Origin of the sequence: Streptomyces sp. NPDC090108 (genome assembly GCF_044747185.1) — a bacterium.
GTDB lineage: Bacteria > Actinomycetota > Actinomycetes > Streptomycetales > Streptomycetaceae > Streptomyces.
This window is the reverse complement of the sequence record NZ_JBIVDQ010000001.1, coordinates 300,294-323,956: the sequence shown is the minus strand read 5'-3', so window position 1 is coordinate 323,956 and position 23,663 is coordinate 300,294. Positions and strand designations below refer to the sequence as shown.

General features: G+C 73.4%; 17 protein-coding genes and 1 pseudogene. 8 read left to right on the top strand and 10 right to left on the bottom strand.

Features of this window, described 5'->3' with window-relative positions; translation table 11 throughout:
• Window positions 1-45 precede the first annotated feature (45 nt).
• From ACIPRD_RS01385 to glgX, 6 genes are all read right to left on the bottom strand, one after another.
• Window positions 46-2,079 carry a M4 family metallopeptidase gene (locus tag ACIPRD_RS01385; protein WP_356404348.1) on the bottom strand — a complete coding sequence of 678 codons (2,034 nt, stop codon included), beginning with the start codon at window positions 2,077-2,079 and terminating at the stop codon, window positions 46-48.
• Between the two features lie 429 nt (window positions 2,080-2,508).
• Window positions 2,509-4,314 (bottom strand): ABC transporter ATP-binding protein, encoded by a 1,806-nt coding sequence (locus ACIPRD_RS01380; RefSeq protein ID WP_401558968.1) that lies wholly within the window; start codon window positions 4,312-4,314, stop codon window positions 2,509-2,511.
• Entirely contained in the window at window positions 4,311-6,257 is a 1,947-nt protein-coding gene (locus ACIPRD_RS01375) for an ABC transporter ATP-binding protein (protein WP_401558965.1), read from the bottom strand. Before ACIPRD_RS01375 ends, ACIPRD_RS01380 begins: the two co-directional genes overlap by 4 nt.
• 115 nt (window positions 6,258-6,372) lie before the next feature.
• The gene (locus tag ACIPRD_RS01370) at window positions 6,373-8,244 is read right to left on the bottom strand and encodes an ABC transporter ATP-binding protein (protein ID WP_401558962.1); all 1,872 of its coding nucleotides are present in this window, start codon (window positions 8,242-8,244) and stop codon (window positions 6,373-6,375) included.
• Entirely contained in the window at window positions 8,241-10,112 is a 1,872-nt protein-coding gene (locus tag ACIPRD_RS01365; RefSeq protein WP_401558960.1) for an ABC transporter ATP-binding protein, read from the bottom strand. The genes ACIPRD_RS01370 and ACIPRD_RS01365 overlap by 4 nt, the downstream gene beginning before the upstream one ends.
• A 233-nt stretch (window positions 10,113-10,345) precedes the next feature.
• Complete coding sequence (gene glgX / locus ACIPRD_RS01360; protein ID WP_401558958.1) at window positions 10,346-12,592, bottom strand: glycogen debranching protein GlgX; 2,247 nt, start codon at window positions 12,590-12,592, stop codon at window positions 10,346-10,348.
• 247 nt (window positions 12,593-12,839) lie between these two features.
• Here glgX and ACIPRD_RS01355 point away from each other — a divergent pair, with 247 nt between their 5' ends.
• Both ACIPRD_RS01355 and ACIPRD_RS01350 read left to right on the top strand, forming a co-directional pair.
• Window positions 12,840-14,072: an Ig-like domain-containing protein gene (locus ACIPRD_RS01355; protein WP_401558955.1), complete on the top strand. Its 1,233-nt coding sequence runs from the start codon at window positions 12,840-12,842 to the stop codon at window positions 14,070-14,072.
• 169 nt (window positions 14,073-14,241) lie between these two features.
• Entirely contained in the window at window positions 14,242-15,486 is a 1,245-nt protein-coding gene (locus tag ACIPRD_RS01350) for an Ig-like domain-containing protein (protein WP_401558952.1), read from the top strand.
• A 70-nt stretch (window positions 15,487-15,556) separates the two neighbouring features.
• On the opposite strand, the gene ACIPRD_RS01345 is transcribed toward ACIPRD_RS01350, so the two are convergent.
• From ACIPRD_RS01345 to ACIPRD_RS01335, 3 genes are read right to left on the bottom strand one after another with little or no spacing between them, the layout of a single operon-like run.
• Window positions 15,557-16,453, bottom strand: a complete 897-nt coding sequence (locus tag ACIPRD_RS01345; protein ID WP_401558949.1) for a MauE/DoxX family redox-associated membrane protein — start codon at window positions 16,451-16,453, stop codon at window positions 15,557-15,559.
• Window positions 16,454-16,469: 16 nt separating this feature from the next.
• Window positions 16,470-17,078 (bottom strand): cell wall protein, encoded by a 609-nt coding sequence (locus tag ACIPRD_RS01340; RefSeq protein WP_356403889.1) that lies wholly within the window; start codon window positions 17,076-17,078, stop codon window positions 16,470-16,472.
• Between the two features lie 11 nt (window positions 17,079-17,089).
• Complete coding sequence (locus ACIPRD_RS01335) at window positions 17,090-17,389, bottom strand: RlpA-like double-psi beta-barrel domain-containing protein (RefSeq protein WP_356403892.1); 300 nt, start codon at window positions 17,387-17,389, stop codon at window positions 17,090-17,092.
• Between the two features lie 311 nt (window positions 17,390-17,700).
• Between ACIPRD_RS01335 and ACIPRD_RS01330 the strand changes: the two genes are divergently transcribed.
• The 4 genes from ACIPRD_RS01330 (at window position 17,701) to ACIPRD_RS01315 (ending at window position 21,620) form a co-directional block, all read left to right on the top strand.
• The gene (locus ACIPRD_RS01330; protein WP_401558945.1) at window positions 17,701-18,468 is read left to right on the top strand and encodes an enoyl-CoA hydratase/isomerase family protein; all 768 of its coding nucleotides are present in this window, start codon (window positions 17,701-17,703) and stop codon (window positions 18,466-18,468) included.
• A gap of 267 nt (window positions 18,469-18,735) precedes the next feature.
• Complete coding sequence (locus ACIPRD_RS01325) at window positions 18,736-19,344, top strand: ATP-binding protein (protein ID WP_356403898.1); 609 nt, start codon at window positions 18,736-18,738, stop codon at window positions 19,342-19,344.
• Between the two features lie 237 nt (window positions 19,345-19,581).
• On the top strand, window positions 19,582-20,418 hold the full coding sequence (locus tag ACIPRD_RS01320; protein WP_356403901.1) for a polysaccharide deacetylase family protein: 837 nt from the start codon (window positions 19,582-19,584) through the stop codon (window positions 20,416-20,418).
• Window positions 20,418-21,620 (top strand): hypothetical protein, encoded by a 1,203-nt coding sequence (locus ACIPRD_RS01315; protein WP_401558941.1) that lies wholly within the window; start codon window positions 20,418-20,420, stop codon window positions 21,618-21,620. Before ACIPRD_RS01320 ends, ACIPRD_RS01315 begins: the two co-directional genes overlap by 1 nt.
• Before the next feature lie 4 nt (window positions 21,621-21,624).
• Here ACIPRD_RS01315 and ACIPRD_RS01310 read toward each other — a convergent pair whose 3' ends face one another.
• Window positions 21,625-22,368, bottom strand: a complete 744-nt coding sequence (locus ACIPRD_RS01310) for a GNAT family N-acetyltransferase (RefSeq protein ID WP_401558938.1) — start codon at window positions 22,366-22,368, stop codon at window positions 21,625-21,627.
• Window positions 22,369-22,601: 233 nt separating this feature from the next.
• Here ACIPRD_RS01310 and ACIPRD_RS01305 point away from each other — a divergent pair, with 233 nt between their 5' ends.
• On the top strand, window positions 22,602-22,814 hold the full coding sequence (locus ACIPRD_RS01305) for an EF-hand domain-containing protein (protein WP_356403910.1): 213 nt from the start codon (window positions 22,602-22,604) through the stop codon (window positions 22,812-22,814).
• 154 nt (window positions 22,815-22,968) lie between these two features.
• A pseudogene (locus ACIPRD_RS01300) lies at window positions 22,969-23,655 on the top strand (NADPH-dependent F420 reductase); the annotation flags it as partial.
• Window positions 23,656-23,663: the final 8 nt, after the last annotated feature.

Below are 23,663 nucleotides of genomic sequence, written 5' to 3'. Positions count from 1 at the left end.
GCACCTCCCGGACGGCACCCTGGCTCCGCCCCCGCGGCCCGTGGGCTACGGGAAGGTGATGGTCCAGCCGTTGATGGTGCCGACGTCCTGCGAGGCCACGTCCTGAACCTTGAGTTTCCAGGTCCCGTTGGCCGGCTCGGCCGAGGCGTTCACCGTGTAGGTGTCGGTGACGTCGTCCGCCGAGTCGCCGGAGCTCGAGTTCTTCAGCCGGTACGAGGTGCCCGACGGGCCGACCAGGTCGACCACCAGGTCGCCGCGCCACGTGTGGCTGATATTCGGCGTCACCAGAAGGTTGGACGGCGCGTTCCCGGTCCGGCCGGAGACCGTGATCGACGAGGTGACCGCGGGCCCGTTGTCCGGGATCGAGACCGGAGTGGTGGTCGAGTACGACGTCCCGGTGCTGCCGCCCGAGCGGGTGCCGACCGCGACGGCCGCCCAGGCGTCCTGCACGGCCTTGTACTCGGCGCTCGTGGTGCCGTACAGCTCACCGGCCGCCGCGAGGGTGCCGGTGCGGGCGCCCGCGTAGTTGGTGGTGGACGTGAACTTCGTGGTCAGCGCCCGGTACCAGATCTGCAGCGCCTTGTCCCGGCCGATGCCGGTGACCGGAAGCCCGTCCTTCGTGGGCGAGTTGTAGCTGACGCCGTTGATCACCTTGGCGCCGCTGCCCTCGCTCAGCAGGTAGAAGAAGTGGTTGGCGACGCCGGACGAGTAGTGCACGTCCAGGCCGCCGACGCTGGAGGACCAGTAGTCGGCGGAGCCGCCGTCCTTGCTGGGCTTGTCCATGTAGCGCAGCGGGGTGCCGTCGCCGTTGATGTTGATCTTCTCGCCGATGAGGTAGTCGCCGACGTCGGAGGAGTTGGCGGCGTAGAACTCGACGCCGGTGCCGAAGATGTCGGAGGTGGCCTCGTTCAGGCCGCCGGACTCACCGCTGTAGTTGAGGCCCGCGGTGTTGGACGTGACGCCGTGGCTCATCTCATGGCCCGCCACGTCCAGCGAGGTCAGCGGGTCGGCGTTGCCCGAGCCGTCGCCGTAGGTCATGCAGAAGCAGCTGTCGTCCCAGAACGCGTTCACGTACGAATTGCCGTAGTGCACGCGGGAGTAGGCGCCGACACCGTTGTTCTTGATGCCGCTGCGGCCGAAGGTGTTCTTGTAGAAGTCCCACGTCACGGCGGCGCCGTAGTGCGCGTCGGCGCCCGCGGTGGCGGCGTTGGACGTGGTGCCGTTGCCCCAGGTGTCGCTGGTCTGCGAGAACAGCGTGCCGGTGCCGGACGTGCCGTGGTTCAGGTTGTACGTCTTGTGGCCGCCGCGCGCCCCGTCGGTGAGCGTGAAGTTCGACCCCGACTGGGTCGTCGTCAGCGTCACCTGGCCGCTGTACTCGGTGTTGCCGATGCCGGTCTGGATGCCCTGGTACTCGAAGAGCTTCTTGCCGGTCGCGGCGTCGGTGATGACGTGCAGCTGGTTCGGGGTGCCGTCGTCCTGGAGGCCGCCGACGACCGTCTCGTAGGCGAGGACGGGCTTGCCGGAGCCGGCCCAGATGACCTTGCGGACGCTGTCCGCGGCGGACTTGGTCCCGCCGAGGGTCTTCGCCGCCTGCACGGCCTGCTTCTCGGCCGCGCCCTTCGCCACGGCCGGGGTCAGGCCGGCCACCTTCAGCGTGGCGCCGTTGGCCTTGACGACCTTCTTCGTCGCGCCCGACTTGGCGGTGTCGACGATCAGGTCGCCGCCGAGGACCGGCAGTCCGGCGTAGGTGCGCTCGTAGCGGGTGTGCAGGGTGCCGTCGGCGTCCTTGACGACGTCCTTGACCGCCAGCTTCTCCTTCGCGCCGAGACCGATCGACCGGGCCGTCGTCGCCTTGGCCGCGTCGGCGTCGCGTATCAGCTCCGCGCGCTGCGAGGCGGTGAGCCTGACGGCCGTGTGGGCCGTGTCGATCTTGCCGGTACGGGGCTGCGCGGGGGCGGCGCTCGCGGCGCCGGACTGCACGGCGACGGCGACCAGCGCGGCCACGCCGGCCAGGGCGACGGCAGCGGTACGACGGTGCGAGGTGTGGGAGGTGCGTCTGCGAGAACTGCTGTTCAACACTGACTCCTTCTGCATGACCGCGCCCGGCGCGGCCAGGGGAGACCGGGCGGTGGGTTGGGCCGTCCGGGCAGAACAGGGAGGTGCGGGAACTCGCGTACGGAAAGCCGGCCCGGCCCACACGTGAACGTGGTGTGGGGTTGCTGTGAGCCGGCCGTGGGAAGAGTGGCAGGTGATCACTGCTCCTGTCAGGAGCGCGTCATGAACTTGGCCGGAAATCGTTCGTTGATCGGATATTCATGTTCGATATGCGAAATGTTTGTAAAACGGGGCACGATTGCGACGAACGGTGCCTCATGGGGCGGCCCGTGGGCCGGACGTGCCGCCAGGACACGGGTGCGGCTGGACGTACTTGAGGGGACGCGCGCGGTGACGCGCCGGCGGTGGGAGCGGAAGGCGTCACCCCGCCGCGCGCCGGTCCGCCGGACCCGCTCAGCCGCTGCGGTCCGGCGTGCCGTCCCCGTGCCAGGTCCGCCACAGCGCGGCGTACGCCCCGCCGGCCGCCACCAGGTCGTCGTGCGTGCCCAGTTCGGTGACCAGGCCGTCCTCCATGACCGCCACCCGGTCCGCGTCGTGGGCCGTGTGCAGGCGGTGGGCGATGGCGATGACCGTACGGCCCTGAAGGACCGCGGCGAGCGCGCGCTCGGCGTGGCGGGCGGTCGCGGGGTCGAGCAGCGCGGTCGCCTCGTCGAGGACGAGGGTGTGCGGGTCGGCCAGCACCACGCGGGCCAGCGCCAGTTGCTGGGCCCGCGAGCCGTCGGCGGGGGAGGCCGTGACCGCCCGCGCCGGACCCGGACCGCCGGGCGGCGCGCCCGGGCCGAGGCGGGTGCCGAGCCCGTCCGGCAGCCCGCGTACCCAGTCGTCGGCGCCCACGACGGCCAGCGCCCGCCACAACTCCTCGTCCGTGGCCTCCGGTTCGGCGATCAGCAGATTGTCCCGGACCGTACCCAGGAACACATGGTGCTCCTGGGTGACCAGCACCACCTGGCGGCGCAGCCGCTCCGGTGTCAGCGCGGTCACCGGCACGCCGCCCACCGTCACCGCGCCCGCGCCGGGACGGTCGATCCCCGCGATCAGCCGGCTGAGGGTCGTCTTGCCCGCGCCGGACGGACCGACCACGGCGAGCCGTTCGCCGGGCCGGACGCTCAGACCGACACCCCGCAGCACCTCCCGGCCGTCCCCGTAGCCGTAGCGGACGCCGGTGACGTCGACGCGGTCGCCGTCCGGCACCGCCTCCCCGGCCGGCGGCACCGCCCGCGGGGCACCGGCCAGACCCTCCACCCGGGCGAAGGAGGCACCGCTGGACTGGAGTTGCTCCACCCGTACCAGGACCGCGTCCAGCGGCTCGCTGAACTGCCGCAGATACAGGCCCGCCGCCACCACCGCGCCGAGACTCACCGTGCCCCGCGCGTGCAGCGCCCCGCCGATCAGCAGCACCCCGGCCACCGGCAGCAGATACGACACCTCGACCGCGGGGAAGAAGACGGTACGCAGGTACAGCGTGTGCAGACGGGTGCGCAGCGACGTCTCCAGCGCCTCGCCGCCGGCGGCGACCCGCCGGTCCGCCAGCCGGAACGCCTCGACCGTCCGCGCGCCGGACGCCGTCGCCGCGAGGGTCTCGGCGACGTCCGAGGTGGCCGCGCCCTCGGCGAGGTACGCCGTCCGCGCCCGCCGCAGGTACCAGCGCACCGCGACCGAGACCGGGACCAGGCCCACCGTCCCGACGGCACCGAGCAGCGGGTCGATGAGGAACACCGCGCCGAGCAGGAACAGCGCCTGTACCCCCTGGACCAGGATCTCCGGGCCCGCGTCGCGCAGCGTGGTGCCGACGGCCGTCACATCGGCGGTGCCCCGCGCGGTCAGGTCGCCGGTGCCCGCCCGCTCGACCACCGACGCGGGCAGCGCCAGCGCCCGGTCGACGAACTCCTCGCGCACCCGGGCCAGCGTCCGTTCCCCGAAGCGGTGCCCGGTGTACCGCGCCCAGCGCGCCAGCAGCAACTGCGCGGCCGAGCACAGCAGAATGGCCGGAGCCAGCCGGTCCACCGCCGCGACCCCGCTCCCGGAGCGCACCGCGTCCACGATCCGCCCGACCAGCCACGGGCCCGCCAGCCCCGCCCCCGCCGCCGCGGCGTTCAGCGCCAGGACGGCCGCGAAGGCCCCGCGGTCGGCGCGCAGCAGCCGCAGGGAGGCCCGCCGTACGTCCGCGGCCCCGGCGACCGGAAGCCTTCCGTCCGTCATGCCGCTCCCTCCGCGCCGGCGACCGGGGCGCCGCCCGCCGCGGCGACCGTGCCGCTGTCCGCTGCGACGACCGTGCCGCCGCTTGTGCCGCGTTCCGGCGGGCTGTCCACGCCGCCGCCCGTGCCGCGGTCAGGCCCGCTGTCCGGCCGACGGTGCTGTCCGTCTTCCTGCCCGTCGGCCTGCCCGTCTTCCTGTTCGTGGGCCTGTCCGTCGGCCTGCTCGGCCTGCTCGGCCTGCTCGGCCTCCTGGGCCGCTTCCCGGGCGACCAGTGCCCGGTAGCCCGGTTCCCCGGCGAGCAGTTCACGGTGGCTCCCGGTCGCCGCGACCTTGCCGTCCACCAGGTAGTGCACGGTGTCCGCGTGGCCGAGGACGAGCGGGGAGGTGCTCGTCACCACGGTCGTACGGCCCGCGCGCGCTTCGCGCAGCCGCCCTGCGACCAGGGCCTCGGTGTGCGCGTCGAGCGCGGACGTCGGCTCGACGGCGAGCAGCACCTCCGGAGCGGCCAGCAACGCCCGCACCAGCCGCACGCGTTGCCGCTGGCCGCCCGACAGGCTGCGGCCCTGGGCCGCCACCCGGGTGCCGAGGCCGTCCGGCAGCCCCCGCACGATCTCGTCGGCCCCGGCCGCGCGCAGGGCATGCGCCAGGTCCGCCTCGTCCGGCTCCCCGCGCCCGCCGACGACCTCCCGCAGCGGCCCCGCGAACAGGTCGGCCTCGGGGTCGGCCACCAGGATCCGTTCCCTCACCCGTGGCAGCGGGACGTCCCCCAGACGGACCTCGCCCCAGGTCACCTCCGAGGGCGCGTACCGGCCGAGCCGGTCCACCACCGCCGCCGCGTCCGCGGGCCGCGCCCCGGCCAGCGCGGTCAGCCCGCCGGGCGGCACCCGCACACCCGACTCGGGATCGTGCAGCACCGACGGCTCGGCCGGGGGGTCGGCGGTGCCGGCCTCCGGCGCGGGCTCGATCCGCAGCAGCCGTACGACGCGCTCCGCGGCCACCACGCCCCGGCTGATGTAGTAGGCGCCGTCGATCAGCATGGCCACCGGCCACCCGGCGAGCACGGCGACATAGCCGTACACCGAGACCAGTTCGCCCACGGTGATCTCCCCGCGGGCCGCCATCCGCGCCGCGAGCCAGGTCACCAGAGCCAGGAACAGGGCCGGCAGTCCGGCGCCCAGCGCCTGGACCCAGCTCGTCACCGCGCCGACCCGGTACCCCTGCGCGCGCAGCCGCCCCGAGTCCCGGCGGAAGGAGTCCCCGACCAGGCCCTTGCCGCCGAGGCCGCCCAGGACGCGCAGACCGCCCGCGAGGTCCCCGATCCGCGCGGTCAGCACCCCCTGGCGCTCGCGGTACTCGGTCTCCGCCCGGCGCAGCCGCTTCATCAGCGGTGCGAGGAGCAGGCCCATCAGCGGCACCCCGGCGAGCACCACCACGGCCAGCCGCGTCGAGACCGACAGCAGCAGCCCCGCGACCACGAAACAGGACAGCAGCGCCCCGATGCCGGGTCCGACCACCCTCAGCGCGCCGGCGATCGTCTGCACGTCGCCGACACCGATGGTGACCACCTCCCCGGCCCCCGTCCGCAGCGGCAGCACGGCCCCCAGCCGTACCGCGTGCCGCACGACGACCTTCACCGTCCGGAAGTTGGCGTCCAGCCGCACCCGGGTCATCGTGCGGTGCCGCATGATGCTCAGCCACGCGTTGAGCGAGCCGACCGCGAACAGCGCAGCCGTCCACCGCACCAACGCCTCCGTGTCGCCCGGCTCCAGCCCCTCGTCGACCGCCTTCGCCATCAGGTACGGCGTCGCCGCCAGCAGCGTCATCCACGCGCTGCTCAGCACCGCCCCGGCCACGGCCCGGCCCGGCTGCCGGGTCACCAGCCACCACAGGTACCGCCGGCCGTCCCGGCGGTCGGGCGTGCCGGGATCCTCGTACGCGTCGATCATCACGCTCCGTCTTTCCCCGTAGGTTCTCCCCGGCTGTCGGCGCCGGCAGCCGGGGCCGGGTGCCGAGGCGGGGCGGCCGGGGCCGGGTGCCGGGCCGTCGGCGGGCCCGGTGCCGTCAGGCCAGGCTGTCCCGCCAGGCCTTGTGCAGATCGGCGAACCGGCCCGTGCCGGCGATCAGTTCGCCCGGAGTGCCGTCCTCGACGATCCGGCCGTGCTCCATCACCAGGACCCGGTCCGCGATCTCCACCGTGGACAGCCGGTGCGCGATCACGACGGCGGTACGACCGCGCAGCACCGTCGACATCGCGCGCTGCACGGCCCGTTCGCCCGGGATGTCCAGCGAGCTGGTGGCCTCGTCCAGGATCAGCACGGCGGGATCGGCGAGCAGTGCCCGTGCGAAGGCGACCAGTTGGCGCTGTCCGGCGGAGATGCGACCACCGCGCTTGCGCACGTCGGTGTCGTAGCCGTCGGGAAGCCCGCCGATGAAGTCGTGCGCGCCGATCGCCTTGGCCGCGCCCTCGATCTCGGCGCGGGTCGCCTCCGGCCGCCCGATCGCGATGTTGTCCGCGACCGTGCCGGAGAAGAGGAACGACTCCTGCGTGACCATCACCACCCCGCGCCGCAGCTCGGGCACCGCCAGCTCGCGCAGGTCCACCCCGTCCAGCAGCACACGCCCCTCGGTGGGGTCGTAGAAGCGGGCGAGCAGCTTGGCCAGCGTCGACTTGCCCGCGCCCGTGGAACCCACCAGCGCGACGGTCTGCCCCGCGGGCACGGTGAGGGCGAAGCGGGGGAGGACCTCGCCGCCGGTGCGGTAGGCGAAGCGGACCTGGTCGAAGACCACCTCGCGGCCGGGCAGCTCCCCCGCCCGCGCGGGCAGTTCGCGCGGGTCCGGGGGCTCGGGCACGGACGGGATCTGTGCCAGCAGCCCGGCGATCTTCTCCAGCGAGGCGGCCGCCGACTGGTAGGAGTTGAGGAACATGCCGAGCCGGTCGATCGGGTCGTACAGCCGGCGCAGGTACAGCACCGCGGCCGCCAGCACACCCAGCGCCAGCGAACCCGTCGCCACCCGGTAGGCGCCCCACAGCACCATCCCCGCGACCGCCGTGTTCGCCACCAGCCGGGAGCCGACCACGTACCGGGCCATCTCCAGCAGGCCGTCGCCGTTGACCCGCGCGTGCCGCTCGTTCAGCACCCCGAACTCGCCGTCGTTGACGGCCTCCCGCCGGAACGCGCGCACCGGGCGGATGCCGTTCATCGTCTCCACGAACTTCACGATCACCGCGGCGATCGCCGTCGACCGTGCCCGGAACACCCGCCCCGCACGCCGCCGGTAGAGCCGCACGAGCAGGTACAGCGGCACGAAGGAGGCCACCGCGACGGCGCCGATGCCGAGGTCGAGCCAGAGCAGCGTCGCCGCGATGAAGACGAAGGACAGCACGACGGTCACCAGCTCCTGGAGCCCCTCGTTGAGGAGTTCGCGCAGCGACTCGACGTCCGTCGTGGAGCGGGAGATCAGCCGCCCCGAGGTGTACCGCTCGTGGAAGTCGACGCTGAGCGCCTGCGCGTGCCGGAAGATCCGCCCGCGCAGGTCCAGCAGCACATTCTGGCTGACCCGCGCCGAGGTCTCGATGAACGCGATCTGCAGCCCGCCGGAGGTCAGCGCGCACAGCAGGTAGCCGGCGGCGACCGCGATCAGCGGCCCGCGGTCGTGGCCGCGCAGCGCCGGTACGGCGTCGTCGATGGCGTACGCCACCAGCAGCGGGCCCGCTTGCACCGCCGCCTGCTGCAACAGCAGCAGCACGGTGGTGAACACGACCCGGCCCCGCATCGGGGCGAGCAGCGAGCGCAGCAGGGTGCCTGTGGCGCCGGGCGGGGTGGGCAGGACGTCCTGGTCGAAGGGATCGCCCTGGGCGCCGCGGGCCGGGTCCCCGGGACCGGACGGACCGTCCTCGTCGGCGTCGGGACCGGTGCTGGTCGTCGTGGTCATCGGTGGTCCCCCTCGTCGCCGTCACCGGACATCAGATGCGCGTACTCGGCGTTGGTGCGGAGCAGTTCGTGGTGCGTGCCCACGGCGGTGATCCGGCCGTCCGACAGCAGGGCCACCCGGTCGGCGAGCAGCACCGTGGACGGACGGTGGGCGACGATCAGCGCCGTCGTGTCCGCCAGCACCTGCCGCAGCGCGGCCTCCACGGCCGCCTCCGTGTGCACGTCCAGGGCGGACAGCGGATCGTCCAGCACCAGGAACTCCGGGCGGCCGACGACCGCGCGGGCCAGCGCGAGGCGCTGGCGCTGGCCGCCGGACAGGCTCAGGCCCTGTTCGCCGACCTGGGTGCCGGAGCCCTGCGGGAGTGCGTGCGCGAACTCGGCCTGTGCCACCGCCAGGGCCCGGTCCAGCTCGGCCGTACCGGCGTCCTCACCCGCTCCCATCAGCACGTTCTCGCCGACGCTCGCGGAGAACAGGGTGGGCTCCTCGAAGGCCACGGCGACCCGGGCGCGCAGCTCCTGCCGGGACATCGCCGTGATGTCGGTGCCGTTCAGGGTGATACGGCCGGACGTGACGTCGTGCAGACGCGGGATCAGCGCGGTGAGGGTGGTCTTGCCGGTCCCGGTCGCCCCGACCAGGGCCATGGACTCGCCGGGGCGGATGTGGAGGTCGACGTGGTGGAGGAGGGGCGGGGAGTGCGGCGGGGCGTCGGGGTAGCGGAAGGAGACGTTCTCGAAGCGCAGGCCCTTCTCGGGCGGGGGAGCGAGGGCGGACGCGGGCGCGCCCCGCTCCGGGGCCCCGTCCTCCGGGCACCCGTCCTCCGGACCCTCGTTCTCCGGGCGCCCGTCCTTCGGGGGCCGGACCTGCGCCGTCTCGTCCTCCGCCGCCTCGTCCATCACCTCGAAGTACCGCTCGGTGGCCGTGGCCGCCTCCTGGCTCATCGCGAGGAGGAAGCCGATCGAGTCCACCGGCCAGCGCAGCGCGAGCGCCGTGCTCAGGAACGCCACCAGGGTGCCCGCCGACAGCTCCCCGTCCGCCACCTGGAGGACGCCCAGCACCAGCGCCGCCCCGATCGCCACCTCGGGCAGCGCTACGATGACGCCCCAGATGACGGCCAGCAGCCGGGCCTTGCGCAGTTCCGTGCCGCGCAGGGTGCCCGCCAGCGCGCGGAACGCCCGCGCCTGGGTGCGGTGCCGGCCGAATCCCTTGATGACGCGGATGCCGAGCACGCTCTCCTCGACCAGGGTCGTCACGTCACCGACCTGGTCCTGCGCCTTCCGCGCGACCTCGGCGTACCGGCGCTCGAAGACCACGCAGGTCCACAGCACCGGCACGGCGGGTCCGAGGACGACGAGCCCGAGCGACCAGTCCTGCACCAGCATCACGGTGACGCCGACGAGGATCGTCACCCCGTTGACCAGCAGGAAGGTCAGCGGGAAGGCGAGGAACATGCGCAGCAGCATCAGGTCGGTGGTGGCCCGCGACAGCAGCTGGCCGGACGCCCAGCGGTCGTGGAAGGCCACCGGGAGCCGCTGGAGGTGCCGGTACAGCCCCGCCCGCATCTCCGCCTCGACCCGGGTCAGCGGCCGGGCCACCAGCCAGCGCCGTATCCCGAACAGCACCGCCTCGGCGATGCCGAGCAGCAGCAGGTACAGCGCGCCGAGCCGCACCCCGGCCGGATCCCGGTCGGCCACGGGGCCGTCGACCATCCACTTCAGCACGAGCGGGATCACCAGTCCGGTGCAGGAGGCGACCACCGCCACGCACGCGGCGGTGAACAGCCGGACGCGGACGGGTCGGACGTACGGCCACAGCCTCAGCAGCGTGCGGACGGCGGAACGGTCCTTGGCGGTTGCACGTTTCGTGGGCATCATCGCGAGCCTACGGACCGGCGCGGACTACGCCCACCGAGTTTTTTGGCCGCGTCACGGACCGCCGCCGCACCCGCCACCAGCGCGTTCACGGGCGCCGGAGCGCGCGCTCCGGCGCGGGAACCGCGCGGGCCGGAGCGCACCGGGCGGGCCGCGCACCGGGCGCCGCCCCACGGCCGTTCCACAGGCGCCCCCTGCTTCCCCCGGTCGCGCCCAGCCGCCCCCGCCTCCCCTCAGCCGACGCGCAGCAGCAGGACCGACCGGGCCGGCACCGTGATCTCCGTGCCCGCCGGGTGGACCGTCCCCGGTGCCCCGGTCTGTTCCTCGCGGGAGGTGTCGACCACGACCTCATAGGTCTCCGCCCACGGCGCCCCCGGCAGGACGAAGCCCGTCGGCCGGTCGCCCGCGTGGAGCACGGCGAGGAAACTGTCGTCCAGGACCGGCGCGCCCCGCTCGTCCCGGCCCGGGATGTCCCGCCCGGACAGATACATGCCGAGCGTGGCGGCGGGGGCGTACCAGTCGCCCTCGGTCATCTCCGCGCCCCGGGCGGTGAACCAGGCCAGGTCGCGCAGTCCGTCCGCCGAGTGCGCGCGGCCGGAGAAGAAGGCCCGGCGGCGCAGTACCGGGTGCCGGTGGCGCAGGGCGATCAGCCGCGAGGTGAGGTCGAACAGCGGCCGCCACTCCGGGTCGTCCAGCAGGGACCAGTCCAGCCAGCTGATCCCGTTGTCCTGGCAGTAGGCGTTGTTGTTGCCGCCCTGGGTGCGGCCGAGCTCGTCGCCCGCGACCAGCATCGGCACCCCGGTCGACAGCAGCAGGGTCGTCAGCAGGTTCCGCAACTGCCGCCGCCGCAGGGCCCGTACGCCCTCGTCGGCCGTCTCGCCCTCCGCCCCGCAGTTCCAGGAGCGGTTGTCGTTCGTGCCGTCCCGGTTGCTCTCCCCGTTGTCCCGGTTGTGCTTGTCCTGGTACGACACCAGGTCGCGCAGGGTGAAACCGTCGTGCGCGGTGACGAAGTTGACCGAGGCGTAGGGGCGGCGCCCGCCCCAGGCGTAGAGGTCGGACGAGCCGGACAGGCGGTAGCCCATCTCCCGTACGTCGGGCAGCGCGTGGCGCCAGAAGTCGCGGACCGTGTCGCGGTAGCGGTCGTTCCACTCGGTCCACAGCGGCGGGAACGCCCCCACCTGGTAGCCGCCCGAGCCGATGTCCCAGGGCTCGGCGATGAGCTTGACCCGGCGCAGCACCGGGTCCTGGGCGATGACCGCGAGAAAGGGGGACAGCATGTCGACGTCGTGCATCGAACGGGCCAGCGCGGCCGCCAGGTCGAAGCGGAAGCCGTCCACGCCCATCTCGGTCACCCAGTACCGCAGCGAGTCCGTGATCAGGCGCAGCACCTGCGGCTGGACCACGTGCAGGGTGTTGCCGCAGCCGGTGTAGTCGGCGTACCGGCGGGCGTCGTCCTGGAGCCGGTAGTAGCCGCGGTTGTCGATGCCCTTCAGGGAGAGCGTGGGCCCCAGTTCGCCCGCCTCGGCGGTGTGGTTGTAGACCACGTCGAGGATCACCTCGATACCGGCCGCGTGCAGCGCGCGGACCATCCGCTTGAACTCGCCGACCTGCTGTCCGGTCGTGCCCGAGGCCGCGTAGGCCGCGTGCGGGGCGAAGTAGCCGATGGAGTTGTAGCCCCAGTAGTTGGCGAGGCCGCGGCGCAGCAGGTGGTCCTCGTGGGCGAACTGGTGGACGGGGAGCAGCTCCACCGCCGTCACGCCGAGGCGCACGAGGTGCTCGACCGCGGCCGGGTGGGCGAGCCCCGCGTAGGTGCCGCGCAGCTCCTCGGGGATGTCCGGGTGGAGTCTGGTGAAGCCCTTGACGTGCAGCTCGTAGATGACGGAGTCCGCCCACGGCGTCTTGGGGCGGCGGTCGTCGGACCAGTCGTCGTCGTCGTGCACGACGACGCCCTTGGGCACGTGCGGCGCCGAGTCCCGCTCGTCGCGCACGGTGTCGGCGACGTACTGCTCCGGCCAGTCCCGCACATGCCCGTACACCTCGGGCGGCAGCGTGAAGTCCCCGTCCACCGCCCGCGCGTACGGGTCCAGCAGCAGCTTGGCCGGGTTCCAGCGGGCGCCGGTCCAGGGGTCCCAGCGGCCGTCCACCCGGTAGCCGTAGCGCTGCCCCGGCATCACACCGGGCACGAAGCCGTGCCAGATCTCGTGCGTCAGTTCGGTCAGCGGGATCCGCGTCTCGCGTCCCCCCTCGTCGAACAGGCACAGCCGGACCGCCTCCGCGCCGGCCGCCCACAGGGCGAAGTTGGTGCCCGCGACCCCGTCGGGACCCACCCGGAACCGGGCGCCCAGCGGCGTCGGCGTCCCCGGCCACGCGGGCGGCACCGGTGGCACGGCGCGGCGGGCGCCGTTCACCGCGGCGGCCGGATGCCCGCTCTCCGCGGCCGGCATCCCGACCCGTGTACGCCGCTCGGCTGCGCTCGTCACCCGTCGCCCCTCTTCTTCGTGGCTCGGCCACGGGGGCGCGGCCGGCCGTGCCGAAAGGCCGGGTGTGCGGGCTCTCGGCCCAGCGGCACACCCGGCCGGCCGGTACGGCTGCGCGCCCGCGACGGCTCCGCGCGGGCCCGGGGCCTCCCCGTGGGGAGCTCCCCTTCACGTCGTCCTTCCACAGTTCTGCCCAGTGCGGGCGTCGCACTCACGTTTCCCCGGGGCGGGCCCGGTCGTTGAACCCCGCGTGAGGCACGTACAAGGACGCGCGCGGCGCGTGACGGTCGCGCTGGCCGCGGCAGTGACATGGGCGGGACTGCTGGCGGGGGCCGCCGGCTGCACCCGGGACGGCTCCGGCCCGCCGGGGGGAGGGGGGCCCGCGGCCGAGGCCCCGGCCCCCGAGGACACCATCCGGGTCACCCCGGGCGACGGCAGCAAGGGCGTCCGCCCGGCGCAGCGGCTGCGGGTACGGGTGCCCGGGGGCCGCCTGGAGAAGGTGACCGTCGTCCGCTCCCAGGACGCGCGGGACACCCCGGTCCCGGGGCACGTCAGCGCCGACGGGCTGAGCTGGGAGCCCGACGACGCACGGCTGGCGACGGCCGCCCGGTACACCGTCGACGCGGTGGCGCTGGACGCCCGCGGCCGCCGCGCGGCCCGGCACTCCAGTTTCACGACGTACGTGCCCGACCAGCGGTTCATCGCCTACGCCACCCCCGAGAACCGTTCCGTCGTCGGCACCGGGATGATCGTCTCCCTCACCTTCAGCCACGACATCACCGACCGCGCCGCCGTCCAGCGCGCGGTGCGGGTCACGGCGAAGCCGCCGGTGCGGATCGAGCCGCACTGGTTCGGGAAGAACCGGCTGGACTTCCGCCCCGAGCACTACTGGAAGCCCGGCACCGAGGTCACCGTCGACCTCGGGCTCCAGGACGTCGAGGGCGCGCCCGGTGTCTACGGGCTCCAGCGCAAGAAGGCCGGGTTCACCGTCGGGCGCAGCCAGGTCTCCCTGGTCGACGCGGCCAAGCACACCATGGAGGTGCGCCGGGACGGCGAGCTGCTCGCCACCGTCCCGATCACCGCCGGCGCCCCCGACCATCCCACCTACAACGGGAAGATGGTGGTGATGGACATGCTGGAGGTCACCCGCATGAACAGCCAGACGGTCGGCTTCGGCGGCGAGTACGACATCCCCGACGTGCCGCACGCCATGAAGCTCACCGACTCCGGCACCTTCCTGCACGGCAACTACTGGGCGCCCGGCGCCCCGGGCGTGGTCAACGTGAGCCATGGGTGCGTGGGACTCAAGGACGTCAAGGGGGGCGGTTCGGACACCCCGGCGGGCTGGTTCTTCGACCGGAGCCTGGTCGGGGACGTCGTCGAGGTCGTGAACAGCAAGGACAAAACCGTCTCACCCGACAACGGGCTCGGAGGATGGAACATGGCGTGGAAGGCGTGGAAAGCGGGCAGCGTGCTCAAGTGACCTGCTGAATCGCGGGCGTTCACGGCTGAGGGGGGCCGGCCGAAGTTGCGACGGAACGGTGACATTCGGCGGGCTTCCCGCTCCGAACCCGGCGGTTAACATGCCTCGGTGCGCGCACGTGACGCGCCGGGGCGCGGGCCTGTGACCAGGCCTTGGAGGGGAGAGCAACGTGAACGTGCGGCCGATATCGGGGGCTCCGGCGGGGGACCGGCGGAGAGGTCGTCGGGGGCTGGGGCTGGGGCTCGTGGCGGGCGCCCTGGTGCTGTCCCTCGCCGCGTGCGGCGGTGGCGGGAATTCCGCCTCCGGCGCGGGCGACGGCAAGGGCAAGTCCTCGGACAAGCAGCGCAGCGAGCAGTCGGTGGCGGCCGTCAGCATCGCGCCGAAGTCCGGGGCCACGGGCGTCGACACCAGCGGTGCCCTGAAGATCGGTGTCGCCAAGGGCAAGCTGACCGAGGTCACCGTCAAGGACGCCAAGGGGACCGAGGTCGCGGGCTCCATCGCCGCATCGGGCGCGGCGTGGACGCCGTCGACCCACCTGGCCGGGGCCACCAAGTACACGGTGCACGCGGTCGCGAAGGACTCCGCCGGCCGGGAGGCCGCCGAGGACTCCACGTTCACCACCCTCACCCCGAAGAACACCTTCGTCGGCAACTTCACGCCGGAGGACGGCTCCACGGTCGGTGTCGGCATGCCGTTCTCCGTCCGCTTCACCCGGGGCATCACCCACCCCGAGGCCGTCGAGAAGGCCATCAGCATCAAGACCGAGCCGGCCGTCGACGTCGAGGGCCACTGGTTCGGCAACGACCGCCTCGACTTCCGCCCGGAGAAGTACTGGAAGTCCGGCACCAAGGTCACGGTCGACCTCGACCTCGACGGTGTCGAGGGCCGCTCCGGCGTCTACGGCAAGCAGCACAAGAAGCTGACGTTCACCATCGGCCGCGACCAGGTGTCCTACGTGGACGCCAAGAAGCACACGATGAGGGTCACCCAGGACGGCAGGACGGTCAAGACCCTCCCGGTCACCACCGGCAAGCCCGGCTACGACACCTGGAACGGCCAGATGGTCATGACCGAGAAGCTCGCCGTGACCCGCATGAACGGCGAGACCGTCGGCTACGGCGGCGAGTACGACATCAAGGACGTCCCGCACGCCATCCGCCTGACCGACTCCGGCACCTTCATCCACGGCAACTACTGGGGCGGCGGCGCCTTCGGTAACTACAACGCCAGCCACGGCTGCGTCGGTCTGCGCGACGTGCGCGGCGGCTACTCCAAGAGCGTCCCGGCGGCGTGGTTCTTCAACCACTCCATGGTCGGCGACGTGGTGGTCGTACGGCACTCCCACGACCGCACGGTCGACCCGGCCAACGGCCTCAACGGCTGGAACATGTCCTGGGCCGAGTGGACCAAGTAGACACCGGTGAGCGAGGGGGGCGGGGCGTCCGGCGGACGCCCCGCCCCCTTTTCCGTACCCCGCCTCCCGCTCAGGCCAGGGGCAGCGACGGGCGCCCCGGGAGGCCGTCGAGCAGGTCCACGGGCACGGGCTCGTCGGTCCGGTCGTCGATCAGGGTGACGCGGACCGCGGGACTCGCGGTGGTGTCCCGGGTCGCGCGCGCGTCCACCGCGAACAGCACGGTGACCGGGCGCGCCGCGCCCCCGGGTCCGTGGACCCCGGCGTAGCGCAGGAAGCGCCAGCCGTCGGCGTCCCAGTGGTCGATCAGTCCCGAGCGCACGACGGGCGCCGCGGCCACCCACGCCAGGGAGCGCTCCAGCAGTTCCACGGAGGCCGCGACCGGCACCTCCACGTCCCGGTCGCCGCCGAGCGGATGGCCGAGCACCCTCAGCCGCGTCCTGCGCAGCGGCACCAGCCACAGCTCGTCCAGGTCCTTCGAGACCGCGGCCAGTGCGGCCGCGACCACGGCCAGGCACACCGCCGACGCCACCGGGCGCCCGGCGGCCTGCTGCCACCAGGACGTCCGTGCCCCGGCGGCCGCGGCCCCGCCCGCCACGACCAGGCCCGCGCGGACGAACGCCCGCCAGGTGACGGGCCCTTCGTCCCGTGCGGTACAGCCGCAGGACGACTCCGGGGCGGTGACGCGCGCGTACCCGAGGTATCCCAGGAACGCGAGCCCGAGAGCGGCCGCCGCGAGTCCCGGGACCGTGGTGCCCGGTGCCGCGAGCAGCCCGGCGGCGACGACGAGTTCGGCGGCGCCGGTGGCCCGCAGCGCGGCCGTGGCCCGGCGGCCGTCGTTCAGGACCCGGACCAGCACGGTGCCGGCCGCCTGCCGCGCCGCCTGCCGGCCGAACGCCTTGCCCGCCCCGGTGAGCGCGAGCAGGACACCGAGCGGCAGCGGCGCGAGGTTCACAGCGAGCGAGACCATCAGTTGCCCCTCCGGCTCAGTGCCCGACGCTGATACGGGCGATGTCCACGCTGTCGTCGGCGGGCCGCCAGGCGCCGAGCACCTGGGCGTGGTGCCCGATCCGCAGCGCCGAGAGGTCGGAGGTGAGGGCGCCGCCGCGGAAGGAGGCGGCGGTCCTCTTCGCCACGATGTTGCCGGTCAGGGCGTTCCGGCCGTGGCTCAGCCGGAGCCGGGACCGCTCGATGCCGCGGACGGTGACGTAGAGGTTGACGATGTTCACCCACACCGCGTCGGCGGCCACACTGCCGTCGGGCATCTCGACGCCCCGCGCGTACAGGCCGTCGCCGGGCTCGATGTCCCCGGCGGTGGCCGTCTCCAGCTTCCACACGCTGGTGGCGTTGGTGAGCTGGATCAGACGGTGGCCGCCGCCCGACTCGACGACGTCGAGGACGCTGCCCTTGATCTGCCGGACGCGGCCGTCGATGAACGACGACTTCGGGACCGCGGGGTCCAGGGAGGGCATCGGGGCGGCGAACGCGGCGTCCGCGTCCAGTCCGCCGAGTGCGGAGGCGCCCACGATGGTGGCGCCGCCGAGCGCCGCGGCCGTCAGCAGCCGGCGCCGGTCCAGGCCTTCGCGCTGGGTCATGGTGGTCCTCCTCACTCGTAGATGTAGACGGGGAGCAGCCCGGAACTGAGGCTGCCGATGGCGGAGTACGCGGCGGGGGTGAGGTCGATCACCCGGTTGGTGCGGCACGTGCCGTTGCAGCAGGTCTTCTCGCCGCACCACATCTGGGTGTTGGGTCCGCAGTCGGCGAGCGTGACGCAGACGGTGGCGCCGGAGCACTGGTGCTTGACGTTGATCACCGAACCGCAGCCGCGTCTGGGCATGTTCTCGCCGCAGGCGGCGGGGTTCGTGACGTTCCAGCAGGCGGCCGTCAGGTTGGGCCAGGCCGCCATGTTCCGGCTCGACTGACACGTGCCACAGGCGCCGGTTCCGGTACTGCCGCAGGGGCCCCAGGAGCTGCCGCAGCAGAACCAGGAGGTCTCACCCGCCCAGAGCGAGGTGGATCCGCAGGCCATTGCTTGTCCCTTCGTCGATGGGGGAGTTCAGTGCACCGTTCGGACGTGGGGTTGAGCAGTGCATGACAATTTGCGACGAGACAGCTGTGCGGGATGGTGCGTCGGCCACGCCATGATGCTCGCTTCTACGCGCGTTGGCCAGAGGGTGTGTCTCCCGTGCCGCGTGAACGCCCGCTAACCTGCGGGGCATGACCGTGAATCTCGAAGTCGCCGACGGTGTGGGAACGCTGCGCCTGGACCGCCCGCCGATGAACGCGCTGGACGTGGCCACGCAGGACCGGCTGAAGGAGCTCGCCGAGGAGGCCACGCGCCGCGAGGACGTGCGCGCCGTGGTGATCTACGGTGGCGAGCGGGTGTTCGCGGCGGGGGCGGACATCAAGGAGATGCAGAACATGGACCACACCGCGATGGTCCTGCGCTCCCGCGGCCTCCAGGACGCCTTCACCGCCGTGGCCCGCATCCCCAAGCCCGTCGTCGCCGCCGTCACCGGGTACGCGCTCGGCGGCGGCTGCGAACTGGCCCTGTGCGCCGACTACCGCATCGCCGCCGACAACGCCAAGCTCGGCCAGCCCGAGATCCTGCTCGGCCTGATTCCCGGCGCCGGCGGCACCCAGCGGCTGCCCCGCCTGGTCGGCCCCTCGAAGGCGAAGGACCTGATCTTCACGGGCCGCATGGTGAAGGCCGACGAGGCCCTCGCCATCGGGCTGGTGGACCGTGTCGTCCCGGCCGCCGAGGTGTACGAGCAGGCGCACGCCTGGGCCGCCGCGCTCGCCAAGGGCCCCGCCCTCGCCCTGCGCGCGGCGAAGGAGGCCGTCGACACCGGCCTGGAGGCCGACATCGACACCGGTCTCACCGTCGAACGGAACTGGTTCGCGGGCCTGTTCGCCACCGAGGACCGGGAGCGCGGCATGCGCAGCTTCGTGGAAGAGGGGCCGGGCAAGGCGAAGTTCCTCTGAGGTCCCCGGCGTGCCGCCCGCGCGGACGCCCGGCGGCCCTGCGCGCGGACAAGCGCACCCGCACCCCGGCAGGCAAGCGGAGGATGAACTTCTGCCGTAACTCTCCCGGGAAAGCTTGCAATTGACGCGTCGTCTCGTTCCGCTCCCTCGGCATGGCGGTTTATGGCAGCCTTAACTCACCCTTAAGCCTGCCTCGTCGAGGGAGCCTGACGATTGCCCGGAAGTGAGCCGTCGCCGCAGCTCAGCCCGGCCCCACCGGACGATTGCATGCCTTTGGCATATGCCGATCCCGCACCGGACGACGGGGGCGTGCGGGGGGCGCATTCCTCCGGAACGCCCCCGGAGGCCGCCCCGGACGGCCATCATGGGGGCATGGCGGGGCTGGAGGGCATCGAACAGCCGCGGGGACACAGCCGTGCGGCCGCGGCGCGCTGGTCGCCCGCGGTCGAGGACGAACAGGCGCTCAAGGCGCTCGAACTCTTCGGCAATCCCGCGGACGCGGAGGTACCGCTCCCGTCCCGCCCCGAGTCCGCGGCCACCGCGCGCCGGCTCGCCCAGGTCGTCGTCCTGCGCCACTGGGGACTGAGCCCCAAGATGACCGAGGACGTGGTCCTGCTCGTCTCCGAACTCGTCGGCAACGCCGTACGGCACACCGGCGCCCGGGTCTTCGGCCTCCGCATGCGCCGCCGCCGCGGCTGGATCCGTGTCGAGGTCCGCGACCCCTCGCGCGGACTGCCCTGCCTGATGCCGGTCCAGGAGATGGACGTCAGCGGCCGCGGCCTGTTCCTCGTCGACAAGCTCTCCGACCGCTGGGGCGTGGACCTCTTACCCCGGGGCAAGACGACCTGGTTCGAGATGCGCGTCGCCGACCGCTGACCCGCCGCAGCCCCGCTCACCGCCCGGCCCCGGCTCCGCCCCCTGGCAGTCCGGTACCCCGCACGGCACTCCGGGCGCCCCCGTGGCACCGCCTCGCCCCGCGCCCCGCCGTCCCGCGCCGCCCCGTCGTCCCGCACCGCCCTGGCCGGCGAGAGTGCCCCGACGGGCCACGACACCGCGACCCGAGGAACCGACTGTTCGGGCCAATGGGCCCTTTTCTTACCGTTCGCCCCTTAAATGGTGCGCGTGACCACGACCAACCGACGCGGGGTGCTGCGCGCGGGCGCCGGCCTCGTCGCCGGCGGCGCGCTCGCCGCCGGATGCGGAGAAGCTGCCACACCGGGCACGGCCGGCCGGCCCGCACCGGCCACCCCGACCACGGCCGCAGCCACCGCGGGCGCGACCCCCGCCCGCTCGGCCGGCCGCTCACCGGCCGTTCCCGCTACGGCTCCCGGCCCCCGCGCCTACCCCGGTCTGCCCGCCCAGATCACCCACGGTCCCCGCACCCGGCCGCGGGTCGCCCTCACCTTCCACGGCCAGGGCGATCCGGCCCTCGCCACCTCCCTGCTCACCGCCGCCGAACAGCGCGGCGCCCGGCTCACCGTGCTCGCCGTCGGCACCTGGCTGGACGAACACCCCGGCCTCGCCCGCCGGATCCTCGACGGGGGCCACGACCTCGGCAACCACACCCAGCGGCACATCGCCGTCAACGAACTGCCGGACGGCGAGGCCCGCGCCGAGATCACCGGCTGCGCGGACCGGCTGAAGCGGCTCACCGGATCCATCGGCACCTGGTTCCGGCCCTCCCGCTCCCCGGCGGCCTCGGAGCGCGTCGTCCGGCTGGCCGCCGCCGCGGGATACCCGCACGTGCTGTCGTACGACGTCGACTCGCTCGACTACACGCGTCCCGGCGCCGCTGCCGTCACCCGCAAGGTGCTCGCCGAGGTGCGCGCCGGCTCGGTGGTGAGCCTGCACTTCGGATACCCGGACACGGTCGCCGCCCTCCCCGCCGTACTCCACGAACTCGACCGCCGCGGACTGCGCGCGGTCACCACCACGGAGCTGCTGAGCTGATGCGAACCACGAACGCCGCCCGCCTCCTGGCCGCCGGAGCCGCCCTCACCGCCCTGACCCTGCTGGCCGGCTGCGGCGGCGGCGACGGCGGCGGCGGCGCGCACCGCGCGGACGAGCCCGCTGTCAGCAAGGCCGCCGTGCCGCCCCCGCCGGTGAAACCGCAGCAGGCGAGGACGCTCCCCGGGATGCCCCCGGTGCTGGACCCGGCCGACCTCTACGCGGCCGACCGCCCCGGCCGGCTGTCCCCTGTCGTCAAGGACTTCCCGTCCCTGGTGTACGTCCCCAACACCAACTCCGACACCGTCTCCGTCATCGACCCCCGGACCTACCGGATCGTCAGGACCCTGAAGGTCGGGCGCCAGCCGCAGCACGTCGTCCCGTCCTGGGACCTGAAGACCCTGTGGGTCAACAACGACCGCGGCAACAGCCTCACCCCGATCGACCCGAGGACCGGCGAGGCGGGCAAGCCGGTCGCCGTCCACGACCCGTACAACCTGTACTTCACGCCCGACGGGAAGTACGCCGTCGTCATGGCCTCGATGGACCGGCAGCTCGTCTTCCGGGACGCGCACACCATGAAGACCGTCAAGGCGGTCCCGGTCACCTGCTTCGGCGTCAACCACGCCGACTTCTCCGCCGACGGCCGCTACTTCGTCGTCTCCTGCGAGTTCAGCGGGGAACTGCTCAAGGTCGACACCGCGGCGATGAAGGTCGTCGCCCACCAGAAGCTGCCCCTGCGCGGTGCCATGCCGCAGGACGTCAAGATCTCCCCGGACGGCAAGCTGTTCTACATCGCCGACATGGCGGCGAACGGCATGTGGATCCTGAACGGCGACACCTTCGCCAAGCCCACGTTCCTCGCCACCGGCAAGGGCGCCCACGGGCTGTACGTCAGCCGGGACTCCCGCGTGATGTACATCTCCAACCGCGGCGAAGGCACCATCTCGCTCTACGACTTCGCCCGGCACCGGCTCACCGGGAAGTGGAGCCTGCCCGGCGGCGGCAGCCCCGACATGGGCGGCGTCTCGGCCGACGGCAAGGTCCTGTGGCTGTCCGGCCGCTACAACTCCGAGGTGTACGCGCTCGACACCGGCACCGGCAGGCTGCTCGCCCGGATCAAGGTCGGCAGCGGCCCGCACGGCCTCGCCGTCTATCCGCAGCCCGGCCGCTACTCCCTCGGCCACACCGGAATCTTCCGCTGAGCGCTCACACCCCGCCCGCGGACCCGCCCCCGGTGGCGCGCAGGAGCAGCGCCTCCGCGCCCACCTGCCGGTAACCGGCCGCCTGGAACGCCCGCGCGCTGCGGGCGTTCCCCGGCGCGATCTGCGCCCACAGCGGCTCCGTGACGAGCTGCCGGGCCGCCGTCACGAGCGCGCGCCCGAGCCCGGGGCGCCCCGGGCCGCCGCCCGCCCGGCCTCGTTCGTGTCCCGCGTGCTCTTCTTGTCCCGCGTGTTCTTCGCGCCCCCCGCGCCCCTCGGGTTCCTCGTCGAGCTCCACCGACACCTCCAGCCGGCCGCCGACCCCGCGCCCGGTCACCAGCACCCCGCCGTCCGCCGTCCACACCCGCACCTCCTCGCGGCGCCGGCGGGCGTACGCGACGCGCGGGTGCCCGGTGTCCTCGATCTCCCGCAGCGTGAGCGCGGGCCGGCCCGGCAGGGGAGCGGCGACCAGCAGCCCGTCCACGGTCTCGGTGCGGCGCCCGGTGCGGTCCAGGAACGCGGTGAGGAAGCGGGGGTGCAGCGGCGCGGCGAGCGGATCGCAGTCCAGCGCGCCCAGGGTGTCGTACACCCAGCGCGGGTCCTCGTCCGTGAAGACGACCGAGTGCCCGGTGAACGCGATCACTCCCGCGTCCCGGTCGCAGGCCTGGCCGACGACGGTCGTACGGCCGTCGGCCGGGGGGAACGCGCCGCGCGCCACCGCGTCGAGAACGTCCCGCAGGGTCTCCGCCACGTGCTCCTCCTCGGACACCGCGCGGGCCGTCGCCCGCCGGAGGTCCCACACTTCCAGACGCGACCGGCGGCGGCACCGGACTTCCCGTCACCGGAGCGTTCGGCACGGGCCGCCGGGCCGCGGGGAGGGGCCGTGGAGGTGGTCGCCGCACGGGGGGTTCACCCGGGCCGTTAATCTGACCAGCGTCAGTACGCCTGCAGGGCATGAGAAAAACGAGTAAAAGGGGCGGATCGGTGGCGGACATCGAGGAAGCACGCAAGCAGTTCCAGCGGATCGACGCGGACGGTGACGGGTTCATCACCGCGGCGGAGTTCAAGTCCGCCCTGGCCCAGGAAGGTGACTGGAACGTCACCGAGACGGTGGCCGCGGCCATCATCAGGACCCGCGACCTCAACGGCGACAAGGTCCTGTCGTTCGACGAGTTCTGGGCCTACCTGAACAAGTGACCCGCGCGGAAGGGGGGTGCCGGCCGGTCCGGCGCCCCCCTTCGCCGTACCCGGCGCCGATGCGCCCCGCCGGTCACGTGCCTCTCACCCGTCCGCCGCACGGGCGGAATAGGCGCGGCGCGGCCGCGGTTGTCCCCGACGACAGAAGCATGCGTATGCATCGACCTGGAGATCTGCCATGAAGATCGGCATCATCGGCGCGGGCAACATCGGCGGCAACCTCACCCGGCGGCTCACCGCCCTCGGCCACGACGTGTCCGTCGCCAACTCGCGCGGCCCGGAGACGCTGAGGGAACTGGCCGAGGAGACCGGCGCGAAGCCCGTGCGCGCGGAGGAGGCCGCGAAGGGCGCCGACATCGTCGTCGTCACCGTCCCCCTCAAGGCGGTTCCCGGCCTGCCCGCCGGACTGCTCGACGGCGCGGCCGCGGACGCCGTGGTGATCGACACCAACAACTACTACCCGCGGGAGCGCGACGGCCGGATCGCGGCCATCGAGGACGAGGGGCTGACCGAGAGCCGCTGGATCGAACGGCAGCTCGGCCACCCGGTCGTCAAGGCGTTCAACGGCACCTACGCCCAGGACATCCTGGACCGCCACCGCCCGGCCGGCGACTCCGGCCGCCTGGCTCTGCCGGTCGCCGGCGACGACGCCGCCGCGAAGGCGAAGGTCCGCGACCTCATCGGCGAACTGGGCTTCGACACCGTCGACTCCGGCGGCATCGACGACTCCTGGCGCCAGCAGCCCGGCACCCCCGTCTACGGCCTGCGGGAGGGCGTGGACGCGGTCCGCGACGCGCTCGCGAAGGCCTCGCCGGAGCGCCCGGCGGACTTCAGGGGATAGCGGGACGC